Below are 17,063 nucleotides of genomic sequence, written 5' to 3'. Positions count from 1 at the left end.
GAACCGGTCATCCGGTTCTTTTTCTATTTTATTCAGCTGTCTTTTTCACTTTAGGTAAAATCCTGCTTAATTGGACCTTTTTACTAAGTTCCCAAGTTGCTTCGTTATTTGGGTCGAATTGTTCAAGGAACGTGATGACCTCTTTTGTAATAGGTGTTGGCGTTGAGGCACCTGATGTAACGGCAACATTTTTGGCATCCTTAATCCAATCAATTTTTAATTCGGTAATATCAGCAATGCGGTAGGCCTTTGTTCCGGCAATTTCCTCCGAAACCTGGGCAAGCCGATTGGAATTATTACTCATTGGATCACCGACGACAATCGTCACGTCAGCTTCGGTTGCTTGTTCTGCTACTGCTTCCTGACGGATTTGGGTAGCATGACAAATTTCATTATAAACTTCCACATGTGGAAACTTTTCCTGTACTTTTTTCATTGTATCGGAGACATCCCACTGACTCATGGTTGTTTGGTTGGTAACAATAAGTTTTTCACTTTCAACCGTTAACGCTTCAACATCATTAGGAGTTTCAACTAGATGGACCATACCTGGTGCAACACCAACAGCTCCTTCTGGTTCTGGATGACCCTTTTTCCCGATATAGATCACTTGAAACCCTTGTTTTGTTTTCTCTTCAATCAGATCATGGGTTCTGGTTACATCAGGACATGTGGCATCAATCGTTACCAGACCTTTGGTTTTCGCGAGCTCGCGAACTTCTGGAGATATTCCATGTGCAGTAAAAATTACGGTACCGCTATCGACTTTATCGAGAATATCCTTACGGTTTTTGCCGTCAAGGGTAATAATTCCTTCTTCCTCGAAAGCATCGGTTACATGTTTATTATGAACAATCATCCCTAAAATGTAGATTGGGCGCGGCAGAGATTTATCTAAAGCGGCATTTCTTGCGATGACCATTGCATCGACAACACCATAACAGTACCCGCGAGGCGAGATTTTGATTATTTGCATATATGAAGTCCCCCTAAAAAAGACATTGTTTACTAGTCTATATATATATTATATAAAACTAATAGGTATATTACAAAGATACAATTTTTCTTCATTAATTTGACCAAATAGAAAGAATGCTGCGGGGACACAGCATTCTTCGCTTATATATACATTTTAGGCACGGAACTTCCTTTTGGGGATGGGCTCCTTTTATGTGAACTTGACGTCTGCCTTCTTCTGCCGGTACTTGACCGCTGGCTGCTTATTTTGGAACTTGTTTGAGGTCTTTTCTGGCCGGATTTTTTCCGTGAGGTTCTGTTTTCTGATGACTCTTCAATCATTTTTGCTGTATTCTTTTTATTTTTTTCAACAGATTCTTCTTCCGTACTTTTTGCATTTTTGAAGCCTTTATAAAGCCTCCACATGGCAGGAAGATTTCTGACCATTGGGCCATACTGCTGAATCATCGGACCAAATGACTGTGCTGTCTTCAGCACATTCTGGGTATTATTCAGAAATCCTGATATTCCTCCGGGGTTTGCTAAGGATTTGAGTAAGCCGCCGCCTCCTGATGCCGCTCTTCCGGCACCCTGCGCACCCATTAGTCCACCAGGACCGCCGCCGGCTCGCGCTCCGCCGCCGAGAATTCTCGAAAGTAAGCCGCCGCCGCCGCCTCTGCCCATTTGGCGGCCCATCATTTGCCCCATCATCTGGCCGCCGCCGCCAAATGGACTAGCCCCAGGCCCCATCATCGCTCTACCGGCCATAGGACCCATTGCTCCTCTTCCTCCAAATAGACCTGCCCCCATTCCGCCCTGCATGGGCATTCCTGGTCTTGGCATCATATCTATAACATCCCTTCAAATGAACTTCATACATTAAATTATGCAAATAACCTAATTTGGTTTAGGTATTAAACACAAGAATAAACAAAATTTGATGTTAAAAAATGAATTTACGGTAAAAGATTAGAATAAATGGATTGTTAGCTGGTGATTTAAGAGAAACTTTACTATAATTACATGATGGAAAGAAAAGTGGAAGCTCTGGAAGGGCAATAAAAACACTCCATAATCACTAGATTATTTTAATAATAAGGAGCAAATACATGAAAGAAAATCGTTTTGATCGTTTTAAGTTTCAACCATTTATTATTGAATCCCTAAATAAGTTTGGATTTTATGAGCCGACTGAAATTCAGGAACGGATGATTCCGCTCGTTTTAAAAGGGGAAAGTGCGATTGGTCAATCGCAAACTGGAACCGGTAAAACATTTGCTTATGTTTTGCCAATCCTTGAAAAAATCAATTCGGACAAGCAGGAAGTTCAAGCCGTTATTACCGCACCGACAAGGGAATTGGCGACGCAAATTTATCACCAAATTTTGAAGATAACAGAACAATGCAGTCCCGAAAGCCCCATCATGACAAGATGTTATGTTGGCGGGACGGACAAGCAGCGTACCATTGAGAAATTGAAGGTACAGCCGCATATTGTCGTTGGGACACCGGGTAGAATTAAAGACCTTATGAATGAGAAGGCTCTTTTCATCCATACATCGGAAGTCCTTGTTGTTGATGAAGCTGATATGATGCTCGATATGGGATTTATTGAAGATTTGGACCAGGTGGCTGCAAAAATGCCAGAAGACCTGCAGATGCTCGTCTTTTCAGCCACCATTCCGGAAAAATTAAAACCATTTTTAAAGAAATATATGGAAAATCCAAAGATGGTTCAGATTGATTCAAAAAGAAAGGCAGCAGAAAACCTGGAGCATTATCTCCTGCCTTCAAGACATCGTAATAAAAAGCAGCTTGTTCACGATGTGCTAGTACAATACAATCCGTATTTGGCGATTGTGTTTACGAATACGAAAAAAATGGCTGAAGAAGTTGCTGGCTTCTTAATTGAAAAAGGTTTAAAGGTCGGCCGTGTTCATGGTGATTTAAACCCGCGCGAACGAAAAAAAATGATGAAGCAGATTCAGGATTTGGAATACCAATATATCGTTGCTACCGATCTTGCTTCGAGGGGAATCGATATTGAGGGAGTCAGCCATGTCATTAATTATGAGCTTCCATCAGACTTAGATTTTTACATCCACCGGGTAGGAAGAACGGCACGGGCTGGAAACTCAGGGATTGCACTTACGGTTTATGAGCTTTCTGATGAAGACGCCTTAAATCGTTTAGAGAAAATGGGGATTCAATTTAAGTATGTCGATCTCAAAAAGGATGGATTTATTGAGGTGGATGAAAGAAATAAAAGAAAGACCCGCGTCAGGAAAGAGGATGATGCGGAAAGAATAGCCAAATCAATGGTTAAGAAACCGCAAAAAGTGAAGCCAGGCTATAAAAAGAAAATGCAGTGGGAAATGGATAAAATAAAAAAACGGAAACGAAGAATCGATCAAAGAAAAAAATAAGCGGCAGCAGGGAGAGAATGAAATGTTGAAAATTGGCTCACACGTGTCAATGAGTGGAAAAGATATGCTCCTCGCAGCAAGTCATGAGGCGGTAACATATGGTGCCAATACATTTATGGTCTATACAGGCGCACCGCAAAACACAAGAAGAAAGAAAATTGAAGACTTGAATATTGAGGCCGGGAGAAGGCATATGGAGGAAAACGGGATTTCAGAAATTGTTGTCCACGCTCCCTATATTATTAATATCGGAAATACCACCAATCCAGATACGTTTGACTTGGGGGTCAGATTTCTTCGAAGCGAAATTGAAAGAACGGAGGCAATTGGTGCAAAGCAAATTGTTCTCCATCCTGGTGCCCATGTAGGTGCCGGTACAGAAGCAGGAATTAAGAGAATTATCGAAGGCTTAAATGAGGCTTTAACTGGCAAGGAGCAGCTCCAAATTGCCCTGGAAACAATGGCTGGGAAAGGATCGGAGTGTGGTAAATCATTTGAGGAATTAGCAATGATTATCGACGGTGTTAACTTTAGTGATAAACTCTCTGTTTGTTTCGACACCTGTCATACCCATGATGCTGGCTATAACATTGTCGAGGATTTCGACGGTGTCTTAAATGAGTTTGATAAAATTATTGGCCTGGAGAAGCTTAAGGTACTCCATATCAATGACAGCAAAAATGCGGTGGGAATGAGAAAGGACCGACATGAAAATATCGGGTTCGGTCATATCGGTTTTAAGACACTCAATTACATTGTTCATCATCCACAGCTGACTGATGTACCTAAAATCTTAGAAACCCCATATGTTGGTGAGGATAAGAACAATAAAAAAGCACCCTATAAATTCGAAATCGACATGCTACGCAATCAAAAATTCAATGAAGATTTGCTGGATGTAATCATGCAAGGATAAGAAATAAAAAGCTGTGCCAAGGCACAGCTTTTTATTTCTTATTGCTTTGTAAACTGCATAAATAATTTGTTTACTTCACGTGCTGTTTCGGGTCCGGCCAATTTTGCGATTTGTTTCACTAATTGGGCCCGCTGTCCGTCATCAAATATATTGATATTTTTACCTCTTAAGTATTCGGCAATTTTTCTCGCCTGATGCCTATTTATCGAAACATTAAATTGCTGTGCATACTTTAACAGCTCATCAGCGGTTATCGTGTTAATCTTATGATTAATGATGTTTTCAAATATTTTCACTCTCTCACCACTCCTCCATGCTAATGTATGAGGAAGAGTCAGGAGTGTTACAATGGATTATTACTTTTGCTTAGATATTAATCAAAAGCCTGCAACCTTTACAAAGTGGATGGGCCTATTGTATACTACTTTAAGTTAAATCGGAATGATTCTTATATATTAAGGGTGAGAGTGCAGTTATGCAACCAATTATTGAAATAAAACAATTGACCTACCGCTATGAAAAGGATACTGTCCTTGAGAATATCAATATGACGATTCCGGATGGTTCCTTTTTGGCAATTGTCGGTCCAAACGGGTCGGGGAAATCGACCTTATTAAAGTTATTATTAGGTTTATTAAGGCTGCAAACAGGGGAGGTCCTTTTATTTGGCAAGGAAATTAGCAAATTTAGGGACTGGCAGCAAGTCGGCTATGTATCACAAAAGGCCAACTCCTTTAACACCGGTTTTCCGGCAACCGTATTTGAAGTTGTCGCAAGTGGCTTAACAAAAAAATTAGGCCTGTTTACATTTTTTAAAAAAGAACATGCAATCAAAGTAAATGAGGCCTTAGACGCGGTCGGAATGAAAAGCTATAGCAACAGAAATATTGGCGAATTATCAGGCGGACAGCAGCAAAGAGTTTTTATTGCCCGTGCCCTTGTCAGTGAACCGCGGCTGCTTATCCTTGATGAGCCAACTGTCGGCGTTGATTCCGAAAATGTTAATTCTTTTTATCAAATGTTAGGTGATTTAAATATACACCGCAATATTACCTTGCTATTGGTTACCCATGATATTGGTACAATATCGGATAAAGTCTCACATGTTGCCTGTTTAAATAAATATTTGCATTTTCACGGAGAAACGAATGAATTTGAACAATTTAGAAATGAAGATGTATCGAAAGTTTATGGTCATGATGTTCATTTGCTTACCCATCACCATGAACACGGGGGTGTTGTAAGATGATTCAGGGAATTTTTCATTATGAATTTTTACAAAATGCCTTCCTTACTGGGATTCTGATTGGCATTCTTGCCCCATTGCTCGGGGTATTTATTGTGGTGAGAAGATTATCTTTGATTGCTGATGCCCTTAGTCATGTGACGCTTGCCGGAATAGCTGCCAGCCTCCTCATTGAAAGGAATTTTCAGGTGATGGCCGGCTTAAATCCTCTTTACATGGGAATGGTTTTTTCAGTGGGCGGGTCACTGTTTATTGAAAAACTAAGAGGTGTCTATAAACATTATCAGGAACTGGCCATTCCGATTATCCTCTCTAGCGGCATTGGTCTCGGGGTTATTTTTATTTCACTGGCCAATGGATTTAATACAGATCTATTTAGTTATTTATTTGGCAGTGTATCTGCTGTTAGCAGAACCGATTTATGGGTCATTCTTATCATAAGTATCCTGGTTATACTTGTCATTATTTTTATGTATAAAGAGCTGTTTTTACTTTCCTTTGATGAGGAGCACGCTAAAGCCTCTGGGATTGCCGCGAAAAGTATCCATTTCATTTTTATTGTCATGGTTGCACTTGTCATTGCGGCTTCGATGCGAATTGTTGGGATCCTTTTGGTTTCTTCATTAATGACGTTACCGGTGGCGGCAAGTATTCGCCTTGCTAAAGGGTTTAAACAGACAATTTTCTTATCCGTGCTTTTTGGTGAAATTTCTGTGCTTGGAGGCCTTTTCACTGCCTATTATCTTGACCTGGCACCCGGGGGAACCATTGTCATGCTTGCGGTGCTAATATTAGTACTGGCAATTTTCTATAAAAAAATAATGATCAATAAACAGGTGAATATTGGGGGTGGAGCCAAGTGAATGTTCAGGAAGCTATTCAATATTTAAAAGAACATGGATTTAAGCAGACAGGAAAACGAGAGGATATGCTTCAATTATTCGCAGATAGCGATAAATATTTAACCGCTAAGGATGTTCTTGATCAGTTAAAGGATGCTTATCCGGGATTGAGCTTTGATACTATTTATCGAAATCTGACCTTGTTTGTTAATATGGGGATTTTAGAAATGACAGAGTTATCAGGCGAAAAGCACTTCCGCTTTACATGTTCGAGACACCAGCATCATCATCATTTTATCTGCTTAGACTGTGGAAAAACAAAAGAAATTGAAACTTGTCCAATGGATGGATTAAGTGAAAACTTAAAAGGATATGATATTTCCGGACACAAATTTGAAATTTATGGACGTTGTCCGGAATGTATATAAAAAAACTCGCCTGATGGCGAGTTTTTTGTTAAATTACTTTTGTTCAATTAGTATTTCTTGACGATTTTTCTCTTGTTTCAGCCAATTTTCAACCCAGTGATTGGCCTCTTTCCAATTGTTAACACGGATAACACCTTTTGGAATCGAACTTTGATTGTAAGGTGTATCAAATAAGATGACTGGAATTTGACACTCTTCATGAATCATTACAGCATTATCGTGTTTATCCTCAAAAAAAATATCCACTTGATGTTTTTTCACCGTGTTCACTTTATCGTGGGAGCCGATTAATTCAATATGATGAAAGGTTAAACCATTATCAAAGAACCATTTTTTAGTGATTTCAAGTAAATGGGATGACCGGGCACTAATAAAAAACAATTCATGGTCTTTTTCCCATTTGTGTAAAATCCGTTTTGCTCCAGGCGCAAGCGGAGATTCTTCATAAATAGTTGGTTCATTTTCAGCAAACCACTTCGCAAACACTTCCTCAGAAACATTTACGAAGGGTGTTAATTCATATTGATCAACGTCCTCGTAGGCAATGTTCATGTCAAACGCTTTATTTATATAAGGTAATATTGATTTTGGACATGTGACCGTACCATCAATGTCGATTCCAAATCTCTTTCTCATTTGTATGCTCACCTTCAAATTGCTTTAGTACTTCCATTCATATTTTACCAAAGACGGGTTATTAATAAAGGATTTATTTATGGAAAAGGGGCGGAGCGCCGCAAAAATGAATCAGTTTATCCAAGTTTTGGGGGAATATACGTTTTTCACTTTGAATAAGTGAAGCATTGCTCTGCTCACACCGCCTTTATTGGCAGGAATGGTTCTCTGAATTTATTTCCATGCTAAATGGTGGCGTGGGACGTCTAATAAGTTCTATAGAAAATTTTATCAGGAAAAGAAATATATCGCTAGATGTGATAAACATTAACATCTTTAAAAAACAGCAAGAGGCTAACAATAATAAATGCTCCTATTACTGAAAGCGAGGGATTAGGATGGCAGATGAAAGAGACACGAAAGTGCAAGAGGCTCTCCAAAGTGCTAGTATTGGACAAGATATCCCAAATTTCCCTTCTGAATTCAGGGAAGCAACTAGAGAAGTTGATCATCCTGTTCCAATCCAATCCTCGGCCGATTTAGAAGCAACCGTGTTTGGAGCATCCGTTCCAATTAGAACTGCTGCCTATAATGAAGATACAGCTGCGGAAATTGGTGCTTCTGTTCCAATCAGGTCTTCAGAATATAACGAAGAAACTGCAGCGGAAATTGCGGCGCCAGTTCCTCTCGTCCGAGGAAGGGATCGAGATGACAATAGGGAAAGGGCAGCTGGTGGAACCGGAATGGGGACACTGGCTTTAGCACTTTCGATTTTATCACTGTTTGTTTTGCCTATTCTTTTTGGTGCTGCAGGTATTGTGTTAGGGTTCGTTGCCAGAAGCAGAGGAGCAGCAGGCCTCGGTGCTTGGGCAATCGGAATTGGGGCTTTATCGATTATTGTCGGTATCTTCATTCTTCCGTTCTTTTAACATAATCTGCACGCATAGGAGCAAAAAAGAAACCCGGTACTTTTACCGGGTTTCTGACGCTTTTATTTTGCAAGTTTTGCTTCTTCTTCCGCTTTCTTTTGGAAATATTCTTCAGCTACTTTATCAATTTCCTTTTTCAATTCTTCAACCATTTCCGCTTCCGGAACCTTGCGGACGATTTCACCTTTTCTAAATAACAAGCCTTCGCCGCGGGCGCCAGCAATGCCGATATCTGCTTCTTTTGCTTCACCAGGTCCATTAACGGCACAGCCTAGTACAGAAACCTTAATCGGCGCCTTGATATTTTGAATATATTCTTCGACTTCATTTGCGATGCTGATCAGGTCAATTTCGATACGGCCGCAGGTAGGGCAGGAAATCAGGGTGGCGGCGTTCGATGAAAGTGCAAATATCTTTAAAAGCTCTCGAGCTACTTTTACTTCTTGAACAGGGTCTGCGCTTAAAGAAACCCGAAGTGTGTTGCCGATTCCTTTATTGATGATTGCACCAAGTCCTGCAGCACTTTTTATGCTTCCAGAAAAAAGTGTTCCCGATTCAGTAATCCCTAAATGCAGTGGATAATCAAAAGCACGTGCTGCCTTATCATAGGCTTCGATCGCAAGATTTACGTCAGATGCTTTCATTGAAACAATAATGTCATGGAAATCTAAATCTTCGAGAATTTTAATGTGGTGAAGCGCACTCTCGACCATGCCATCTGCAGTTGGATAACCGTACTTTTCTAAGATTTTCTTTTCGAGAGAACCGGCATTTACTCCGATTCTGATTGGGATACCCCGTTCCTTTGCAGCCCTGACGACAGCTTCAACCTTTTCCCGTCTTCCAATATTTCCTGGATTAATTCTAATCTTATCCGCTCCGCCCTCAATTGCTTTAAGAGCTAATTTATAATCAAAGTGAATATCAACAACTAGGGGAATATTGATTCTTTTTTTGATTTCTGGGATGGCATTTGCAGCACGTTCGTCTGGACAGGCAACCCTGACAATTTGACAACCAGCGTCTTCGAGGCGCTTGATTTCGGCAACGGTTGCCTCAACATCATGCGTTTTAGTGGTTGTCATGCTCTGTATAATTATTTCATTACTCCCGCCAATTGTTAAATTGCCCACTTTAATTGGCCGGGTCTTTGTGCGATGGATAATTTCATTCAACTTTTATTCGCTCCTTTAATTGGAATCCAATTGGATAACAACAATTCGAGTTTATTTTAACAGTCTTTTGCCACCTTTGACAAGATTAAGGCCCATTCTGTTTATTTAGAGTAATCGGGAAAATGATAGGTGGACCCAATTTTAATTTTTTCCGGCGTTTGGTCTGGATTCAATTTACGAAAGTCGTCGATTAGATGACTAATCGAAACTGGTAGTGGTTTATTTATTTTATGCTCAACAATAGAGATGACCGTTTCACCAGGTTTGACTTTGGCATCAAAAGAAGGAAGGTCAGTTTTGGATTTTACCGTGGTTTCTACCTTTGCATCCACATGCTGCTGAGTAAAAGACGCTGGAAGTGTGCCAACCGTTAAATCGAAATAGATGACATATATGATTAAAATGGCAAATAAGAACCCAAATAATTGTTTCATCGGACAAGCCTCCAAAAGGGAATGTTTGTACATTCCTATGCATGTCCACTTCCCAATAGAACAAATAAGCAAAAAAAAAGCATCCTCGAGGGACGCTTATTCATTCATCTTCTTTTTTGGTCTTGGTATTTCATTAATGGCCAGATATAAAACGATTATCACGACTAACCAGTTTATCATAAAGCTGTTCGGTACTGATGTTTTAATGGCAGCCATAACGGTGAAAAATAACGTAGGCAGGGTTTCGCTGTATGCGGCCAATCGCCACAATTGCCGATAAGTTAACTTTCTGCCTAACAGGTTTTTTAATACTAATCCAATTAAGGCGAGGACGGAAACCTCAACAAAACTGGCTGCACTGGAAACTAAATAGATGAACAAAGAGAAGAGTGGAATGATAATCCCTCTATTTCCAGCTATTGTATCAATAAATTTGAGCAAATCTTCTTTAGAGAAATTTAAACCCTGCAGCATTGCATATGGATAAATATTGCTCTGACCGCCTGCTGTTAGGACAAATTCATCCTTTAACATGGCAAAAGCATTTCCTTCATTTTCAACATCTGCGTCTGAAATGGTCCCTGTGGGGTCAAGAATAATCGTAAAGTCATCTTGATTACTCGTAACAGGCACCAATGTATCTGCCGAAAGCTGACCGTTCTTTATTGCAAAGTCAGGTAATTCTTTGCTTATAATGGTTCTAGCGGAATCTATCCCCGTAGTTAGGGCAGTGCTTAAGTAAATAATCGAAGGAAGGATGGAAATTAAAGTTAGAAGGAAGACATATAAAATTGTTTTTCCGATTCCTTGAAAACGAAATAAGGCAATATCCTTTGGAGAATAGATACTCTTAACTAATTGTTTAAAAATATTCATAACAACCACCTCAATATAGATTCACCATTCTATTGTAGCTTTTGTGAATGGTATACACAAGATTGGCCCATTATTTATGGAACAAAATTCGGTGTTATCCGTAAATAGGTAAGGATGAATGAAATATCTCAAAATATTATTAAATAAAGAAGGTTGGATGAGATGGATATTGTTTATTGGCTGATCATAGGTGTTCTTTTTGTTGTTGCTTTCATCGGGCTGGTGTACCCCATTATCCCCAGTGTATTGTTTTTGTTAGCAGGGTTTTTATTATATGGGGTGTTCTTTAGTTTCGAGTCGTTCCATTGGCTGTTTTGGGTTATTGAGGGAATGTTTATTGTTCTTTTGTTTGTCGCGGATTATATTGCCAATATGATTGGCATAAAAAAATATGGCGGCTCGAAAGCAGGTGTATGGGGAAGTACGATTGGCATTCTCCTTGGCCCATTTGTTATCCCAGTTCTCGGAATCCTAATTGGCCCATTTATCGGAGCGATAGCAGCTGAGTTAATTTTCAACAAACGAAACTTTAGCGACAGCTTAAAAATCGGCTTCGGCTCTGTTATTGGTTTTATTAGCAGTATCTTGACCAAAGCAATCATTCAAATCATTATGATTGCCTGCTTTTTCATTGCAGTGCTTTAAAAAAGCCACCATTAAGCATAGGTGGCTTTTAGCTGATTAATTGATCCCGCAAATTTCAAAGGAGCAGTTTTGGCAGTCTACTTCTTCTTTTAAATAGTTTAAGTTCTTCACGGTAAACATTTGATTTTCATACAAAATTACATCCTTCTCGCGAAGTTCTTTTAATGAACGTTGAATGACTTCCCTTGTTCCATACGTAAGATTGGCTAACTCTTGATGGGTTAAGGGCAGGTCAATCAAGATGCCATCCTCTGTTTTCACGCCATAGGTGTTGCAAAGACGGATGAGAATAGAGTATAGACCGCCTTTCTTCCCGTTCATAATTAAGTCCTGGCATTTCATCTGTGCCTTTAAATAACCGGTACTTAACCAGGAAACAAAAGTATTCATTGCCTCGGGATCGGTTAAGATAAAATCTTCAAACTGTTCTCTTTTAATGACCAGAATCTCGCAGTCGCTTAATGTTTTGGCGTAAAACTGATAACGGGGGTTTGCTTTAAAAAGCTGATACTCAACAATAAGTTCCCTATCATTTAAAATTTTTAAGATAAACTCTTTTCCGCGCAAATGGACTCTTCCAAGCGCAATACTTCCTTTAAGCAATAAGTAAACAAATTGAGCGGGATCCTTTTCTTGAAAAAGAACGGAACCTGCTTTTATTTTTTGAATGGGCTCATTTTTTTGGAAAAATTGAACCATTAAACTATATATCGAAAAATGTGAATCTTGCATGTCTATCACTCCTTTCAATTCGATTTAAATGAATTATTAGCACCATGTCAATATGGGAAGTTCATGAATAAATAGCGCCGGCAAGGGGATATGACAAAAATCGTTGACAGACTGCAGTTTGGTTGAATCATGACAATTTTTCGAAACATTGAAACGTGGTGCCTTATTTTGCGGTTTCAAAGTTTAGTGAATAAATATCATCCCAATGGGAATTGTATTTATGTTGGAACATAAGCATTTTATTTGAAACGATGAACCAACTTTGGTATCTTAGAAATAAAGCTTTAGAAATATTCTTAAAAATCATTTGATTTTAGATTATCTAAGGCTAAAAAAACAATTACATAGGAGGAATTATCATGGCATTTGAATTACCACAATTACCTTATGCAGAAGATGCACTTGAGCCACATTTTGACAAAGAAACAATGAACATTCACCACACTCGACACCATAACACATATGTTACAAACTTAAACAATGCTTTAGCAGGTAACGAAGAATTGTTATCTAAATCTGTTGAAGAAGTAATTGCCAATTTAGATGCTGTTCCAGAAGCTGCACGTACGGCAGTGCGTAACAATGGCGGCGGACACGCAAACCATTCTTTATTCTGGCAAATCCTTTCCCCAAATGGCGGCGGCGCACCAGCAGGTGAACTAGCAGACGCAATCAACAATAAATTTGGCAGCTTCGAAAGTTTCAAAGAAGAGTTTGCCAAAGCAGCAACAACTCGTTTCGGCTCCGGCTGGGCATGGCTTGCTGTAAACAACGGCGAATTAGAAGTAACTAGCACACCTAATCAAGATTCACCATTAATGGAGGGTAAAACTCCTATCCTTGGCCTTGATGTGTGGGAACATGCTTATTACCTAAAATATCAAAACAAACGCCCAGACTACATCGGTGCATTCTGGAACGTTGTAAACTGGGACGAAGTTTCTAAACGTTATAACGAAGCAAAGTAAAAAGGAAAACGAAAAAAGGCGGCCGCGGGCTGCCTTTTTTCGTTTTCCTAAAATATTGAATAAGAACAACTGCCGGGATAAAGACTACCCATATACAAAGGGGAGTTTTTTTATGGCAAAAAAATTAAAACTATTAGGTGATGTAGAGTTAACCAAAGATCTATCACTGTTGTTAATGATTGGCGGGTTATACTCATTGAGTGTGGCTCTTTCCAACACATTTGTGAATATCTATCTTTGGAAGCAAACGGGAAAGTATTCGGATTTGGCCCTTTATAACCTCTCGATTGTAGTACTTCAACCGTTAACATTTATTCTAGCGGGCAGATGGGCAAAGAAAATCGACAGGGTCATTGTGCTAAGAATTGGTGTAATCTTTTTGGCTTTTTTTTACTTGTCTGTCCTAATTACAGGAACGAAAGCACACACCTATTTACTACTGTTAGGGAGCCTGCTTGGGATCGGCTACGGGTTTTATTGGTTAGCTTACAACGTGTTAACCTTTGAAATCACGGAACCTGAGACGAGAGATTTCTTTAATGGTTTTTTGGGAACGTTAACCTCTGCGGGAGGAATGATTGGTCCGCTGGCCGCTGGTTTCATTATTACCAGATTTGAAAAATTCACAGGGTATACGTTTGTTTTTGGTTTGTCATTAGCCTTATTCGCCCTTGCTGTGTTCTTGAGCTTTTCGTTAAAACCACGACCGGCAGCGGGAAGGTATTGCTTTAAGCGGATTTTAGAGGAAAGAAAACATAATAAGAATTGGCGTCTCATTACAAATGCCCACTTTTTCCAGGGATTAAGAGAAGGGACGTTTTTATTTATCATCTCCGTGTTTGTTTACATTTCGACAAATAGTGAAATGGCTTTAGGTACATTTGGCCTGATTAATTCGGGGATTTCATTTATTGCTTATTATCTAGCCTCGCGCTTAATTAAAAAAAATCACCGAAAAAAAGCAATCCTTATGGGCGGTATTCTTCTTTATGCTGCTGTTCTAGTAATTGTTTGGGATGTGAATTTCGCTAAACTGTTAATCTATGCCGGGATGATTGCGATCGCCTATCCACTGTTGCTCGTTCCGTATATGTCAACTACATACGATGTGATTGGAATTGGCTGGAAAGCCGCAGAAATGCGAATTGAGTATATTGTAGTCCGCGAAATTTTCTTAAATGTTGGCCGAATTGTTTCTATTTTAGCATTCCTTGTAGCGGTAACCAGATTTAATGATGTAAAAAGTATTCCGATTTTACTTTTGATTTTGGGTGCTGGGCATTCGGTGATTTATTTGTTTATTAGAAAAATTCAATTACCTGCTGCGTAATGCGATGAGTTTAATACTCATCGCATTTTTAGTGGAAGTTTGTAAAATTGGTAAGGGTTATTCATAGAAAAATGCCGGATTATCTTATAGAATAGAGGAAGTTATCTTATGGCTTGAAAAAAGGAAGTGTATATAGACATTGAATAATAAAAAGAAAAAGAAGAAGACACATGTCCCGTTTCGCTTGAATATGGTTTTCTTTGTGGTTTTTGTGCTATTTTCTGTCCTCATTCTGCGTCTTGGTGAAATACAAATTGTTTTCGGTGACGATTTTAAACGAGAACTTCAGCGGACCGAAGATATTACCGTTAGTAATCCAGTGCCGCGTGGAAAGATGTTTGACCGAAATGGGAAAGTCATTGTTGACAATACCCCGTTAAATGCGATTACTTATACAAAATACCAAAATACAAATCAAAAGGAAATGCTTGATACAGCAGAACAATTAGCAAAAATCATTACAGTTGATACGACAAAGGTCCGTGATCGTGACAAAGAGGAATATTGGATCTTAAAAAATCCCGACAGAGCAAAGGCATTAATTACAGAAAAAGAATGGAAGTTATACGACGATAAAAAGTGGGAATATAAGCAAATTTATTCTTTGCAGATTAAAAGAATTCCAAAAGCTGAAATCGCTGATTACAAAAATAATGAACTCAAAACCATTGCTATTTTAAAGCAATTTAACAGTGGATACGCCTTAACGCCGCAAATTGTCAAAAATAAAGATGTCACTTCAGAAGAATTTGCAGTAGTCAGTGAAAATTTAGAGAATCTTCCTGGTGTGGATACCACAACAGACTGGGAACGAATGTATGCCTTTGGAAATACATTAAAATCAATTTTAGGGGACGTAACTACCTCCGAAGCAGGCATACCTAAGGAACAGTTAGATAAATTTCTTGCCCGCGATTACAGCCGAAACGACCGAGTAGGAAAAAGTTATCTCGAGCTTAAGTATGAAGATGTCCTCCATGGTCAAAAAGCAAAAGTAAAAAATGTAACAGATAAGACAGGGAAAATCCTTTCTACCGAAGTGGTTTCGGATGGCAAGCGAGGAAAAGACCTTGTCTTATCAATCGATATGGATCTGCAGCAGCAAGTCGAAAAGATCATTGAAAAAGAGATGTGGGAGGCCAAGAAAAAGCCAGGCACTGCTCTTTTGGATCGTGCTTTTGTGGTCTTAATGAATCCTAAAACCGGCGAAGTGTTATCGCTTGCTGGAAGGCAAATTGGCAAGGATGACGACGGCAAAACGGTAATGAAAGACTTTGCCGGCGGGAATATTACCACTTCCTATAACGTTGGTTCAACGGTCAAAGGGGCGACCATTTTAACCGGTTATAAAACGGGCGCTATTAGTCCAGGAGATAAACTTTTTGATGAGCCGTTACTATTCAAAAATACAAAACCAAAAAAATCCTGGAAGCAATTTAATTCCATTAATGACCTTAGGGCATTACAGGTTTCATCCAACGTGTACATGTGGAAAACGGTCATTGCTATGGGAGGTGGAAGGTATGTTCCAAACGGTCCACTTTTAATAGACTCGAAGAAGACGTTTAATACGCTGCGCCGATCCTTCGCACAATTCGGTCTAGGAACGAGGACAGGGATTGACCTCCCTAATGAAATGAGTGGTTTTCCGGGCGGAGATGAACAGGCGAGTTTAGCTCTAGACCTTGCAATCGGCCAATATGATACGTATACACCAATCCAGCTTGCACAATACGTGTCCGCGATTGCAAACGGTGGTAATCGTGTGCAGCCGCATATTGTAAAGGAAATTCGTGAGCCTGTCATGGATAGTAATGATTTAGGCCCGATAATCCAAGAAATCCAACCTAAAGTGTTGAATCACTTAGATTTGAAAGATGAATGGATCAATCGGGTTAAGGAAGGATTCAGAATGGTTATGCAGGTAGGTGATGGTACGGGTGTTAATACCTTTAAAGGTGTTACTTATAACCCGGCTGGAAAAACAGGAACAGCACAAGCATTTTATGACGGTCCTGTTAAATCGCAAAAGAATGCAGAGGTTATGAACCTAAGTCTTGTCAGCTTTGCCCCATATGATAATCCGGAAGTGGCTATGGCTGTTGTTGTCCCATGGGCATATCAAGGAAATACGGGACCAAGTATTAATATGACCATCGGCAAGAGCGTAATGGACGCATACTTTGACTTGAAGAAATCACGTTCTGAAGGGGCTGCAGATGGTACGCAGCAATCAGAGAATGCAGACACCACACAAAACAGCCAGCAAACTGGCCAATAAAAGTTTTTCGAAACACCTGTCTCAAATTTGAGGCAGGTGTTTTTTACATATTTAAAATAATAAATGCGAACAATAAAAATAGAAATTTGTTAATCCAAATTAGCTAAGAAAGTCAATAGGAGCAAATTCACAATTTACAAAAGCGTAATGCAAATTTACAAAACCTTTACATTTCATTAAAACGCCGTTTACAGTAATAGATTATTCTAATACATGTAAGGCAGACAAACATCATCACACCAAAAACCTTAGGGGGAATAAAG

General features: G+C 39.4%; 18 protein-coding genes. 10 read left to right on the top strand and 8 right to left on the bottom strand.

Going from position 1 to position 17,063, the window contains the following annotated elements:
* Positions 1-28: 28 nt before the first annotated feature.
* Both ACIQCO_RS12720 and vrrA read right to left on the bottom strand, forming a co-directional pair.
* Positions 29-976: a 4-hydroxy-3-methylbut-2-enyl diphosphate reductase gene (locus tag ACIQCO_RS12720; protein ID WP_400428979.1), complete on the bottom strand. Its 948-nt coding sequence runs from the start codon at positions 974-976 to the stop codon at positions 29-31.
* 143 nt (positions 977-1,119) lie between these two features.
* The gene (vrrA, locus tag ACIQCO_RS12715; RefSeq protein ID WP_400428977.1) at positions 1,120-1,803 is read right to left on the bottom strand and encodes a VrrA/YqfQ family protein; all 684 of its coding nucleotides are present in this window, start codon (positions 1,801-1,803) and stop codon (positions 1,120-1,122) included.
* A 263-nt stretch (positions 1,804-2,066) separates the two neighbouring features.
* Here vrrA and ACIQCO_RS12710 point away from each other — a divergent pair, with 263 nt between their 5' ends.
* Positions 2,067-3,383, top strand: a complete 1,317-nt coding sequence (locus tag ACIQCO_RS12710) for a DEAD/DEAH box helicase (protein ID WP_400428976.1) — start codon at positions 2,067-2,069, stop codon at positions 3,381-3,383.
* Between the two features lie 22 nt (positions 3,384-3,405).
* Entirely contained in the window at positions 3,406-4,299 is an 894-nt protein-coding gene (locus ACIQCO_RS12705) for a deoxyribonuclease IV (RefSeq protein ID WP_400428974.1), read from the top strand.
* 38 nt (positions 4,300-4,337) lie between these two features.
* Here the strand turns inward: ACIQCO_RS12705 and ACIQCO_RS12700 are convergent, their stop codons facing one another.
* On the bottom strand, positions 4,338-4,595 hold the full coding sequence (locus tag ACIQCO_RS12700) for a DUF2624 domain-containing protein (protein ID WP_400428972.1): 258 nt from the start codon (positions 4,593-4,595) through the stop codon (positions 4,338-4,340).
* Between the two features lie 179 nt (positions 4,596-4,774).
* Here ACIQCO_RS12700 and ACIQCO_RS12695 point away from each other — a divergent pair, with 179 nt between their 5' ends.
* The 3 genes from ACIQCO_RS12695 to zur are packed head-to-tail and all read left to right on the top strand — an operon-like array spanning position 4,775 to position 6,815.
* Positions 4,775-5,548, top strand: a complete 774-nt coding sequence (locus tag ACIQCO_RS12695; RefSeq protein ID WP_400428970.1) for a metal ABC transporter ATP-binding protein — start codon at positions 4,775-4,777, stop codon at positions 5,546-5,548.
* Complete coding sequence (locus ACIQCO_RS12690) at positions 5,545-6,408, top strand: metal ABC transporter permease (RefSeq protein WP_400428968.1); 864 nt, start codon at positions 5,545-5,547, stop codon at positions 6,406-6,408. The genes ACIQCO_RS12695 and ACIQCO_RS12690 overlap by 4 nt, the downstream gene beginning before the upstream one ends.
* Positions 6,405-6,815 carry a zinc uptake transcriptional repressor Zur gene (zur, locus tag ACIQCO_RS12685; RefSeq protein WP_400428967.1) on the top strand — a complete coding sequence of 137 codons (411 nt, stop codon included), beginning with the start codon at positions 6,405-6,407 and terminating at the stop codon, positions 6,813-6,815. The genes ACIQCO_RS12690 and zur overlap by 4 nt, the downstream gene beginning before the upstream one ends.
* Before the next feature lie 33 nt (positions 6,816-6,848).
* Here the strand turns inward: zur and ACIQCO_RS12680 are convergent, their stop codons facing one another.
* The gene (locus tag ACIQCO_RS12680; protein WP_400428965.1) at positions 6,849-7,451 is read right to left on the bottom strand and encodes a hypothetical protein; all 603 of its coding nucleotides are present in this window, start codon (positions 7,449-7,451) and stop codon (positions 6,849-6,851) included.
* A 551-nt stretch (positions 7,452-8,002) separates the two neighbouring features.
* On the opposite strand from ACIQCO_RS12680, the gene ACIQCO_RS12675 reads away from it, so the two are divergent.
* Complete coding sequence (locus tag ACIQCO_RS12675) at positions 8,003-8,359, top strand: hypothetical protein (protein ID WP_400429286.1); 357 nt, start codon at positions 8,003-8,005, stop codon at positions 8,357-8,359.
* Between the two features lie 62 nt (positions 8,360-8,421).
* On the opposite strand, the gene ispG is transcribed toward ACIQCO_RS12675, so the two are convergent.
* From ispG to ACIQCO_RS12660, 3 genes are all read right to left on the bottom strand, one after another.
* Positions 8,422-9,534 (bottom strand): flavodoxin-dependent (E)-4-hydroxy-3-methylbut-2-enyl-diphosphate synthase, encoded by a 1,113-nt coding sequence (ispG, locus tag ACIQCO_RS12670; protein WP_400428963.1) that lies wholly within the window; start codon positions 9,532-9,534, stop codon positions 8,422-8,424.
* 101 nt (positions 9,535-9,635) lie between these two features.
* Positions 9,636-9,968 carry a LysM peptidoglycan-binding domain-containing protein gene (locus tag ACIQCO_RS12665; RefSeq protein ID WP_400428961.1) on the bottom strand — a complete coding sequence of 111 codons (333 nt, stop codon included), beginning with the start codon at positions 9,966-9,968 and terminating at the stop codon, positions 9,636-9,638.
* A gap of 96 nt (positions 9,969-10,064) precedes the next feature.
* Positions 10,065-10,844 (bottom strand): DUF1189 domain-containing protein, encoded by a 780-nt coding sequence (locus tag ACIQCO_RS12660; RefSeq protein ID WP_400428959.1) that lies wholly within the window; start codon positions 10,842-10,844, stop codon positions 10,065-10,067.
* Between the two features lie 162 nt (positions 10,845-11,006).
* On the opposite strand from ACIQCO_RS12660, the gene ACIQCO_RS12655 reads away from it, so the two are divergent.
* Positions 11,007-11,489 carry a DUF456 domain-containing protein gene (locus ACIQCO_RS12655; protein ID WP_400428957.1) on the top strand — a complete coding sequence of 161 codons (483 nt, stop codon included), beginning with the start codon at positions 11,007-11,009 and terminating at the stop codon, positions 11,487-11,489.
* Positions 11,490-11,525: 36 nt separating this feature from the next.
* On the opposite strand, the gene ACIQCO_RS12650 is transcribed toward ACIQCO_RS12655, so the two are convergent.
* Entirely contained in the window at positions 11,526-12,221 is a 696-nt protein-coding gene (locus ACIQCO_RS12650; protein ID WP_400428955.1) for a Crp/Fnr family transcriptional regulator, read from the bottom strand.
* Positions 12,222-12,580: 359 nt separating this feature from the next.
* Here ACIQCO_RS12650 and ACIQCO_RS12645 point away from each other — a divergent pair, with 359 nt between their 5' ends.
* From ACIQCO_RS12645 to ACIQCO_RS12635, 3 genes are all read left to right on the top strand, one after another.
* Complete coding sequence (locus ACIQCO_RS12645) at positions 12,581-13,189, top strand: superoxide dismutase (RefSeq protein WP_066090098.1); 609 nt, start codon at positions 12,581-12,583, stop codon at positions 13,187-13,189.
* A 112-nt stretch (positions 13,190-13,301) separates the two neighbouring features.
* The gene (locus ACIQCO_RS12640; RefSeq protein ID WP_400428953.1) at positions 13,302-14,519 is read left to right on the top strand and encodes an MFS transporter; all 1,218 of its coding nucleotides are present in this window, start codon (positions 13,302-13,304) and stop codon (positions 14,517-14,519) included.
* Positions 14,520-14,709: 190 nt separating this feature from the next.
* Entirely contained in the window at positions 14,710-16,800 is a 2,091-nt protein-coding gene (locus ACIQCO_RS12635; protein ID WP_400429283.1) for a peptidoglycan D,D-transpeptidase FtsI family protein, read from the top strand.
* The last annotated feature ends 263 nt before the right edge of the window (positions 16,801-17,063 follow it).

Origin of the sequence: Neobacillus sp. NPDC093127, assembly GCF_044754175.1 — a bacterium.
GTDB lineage: Bacteria > Bacillota > Bacilli > Bacillales > Cytobacillaceae > Neobacillus.
Note: the sequence above shows the minus strand (reverse complement) of the source record. Positions and strands in the feature narration are given on the sequence as shown.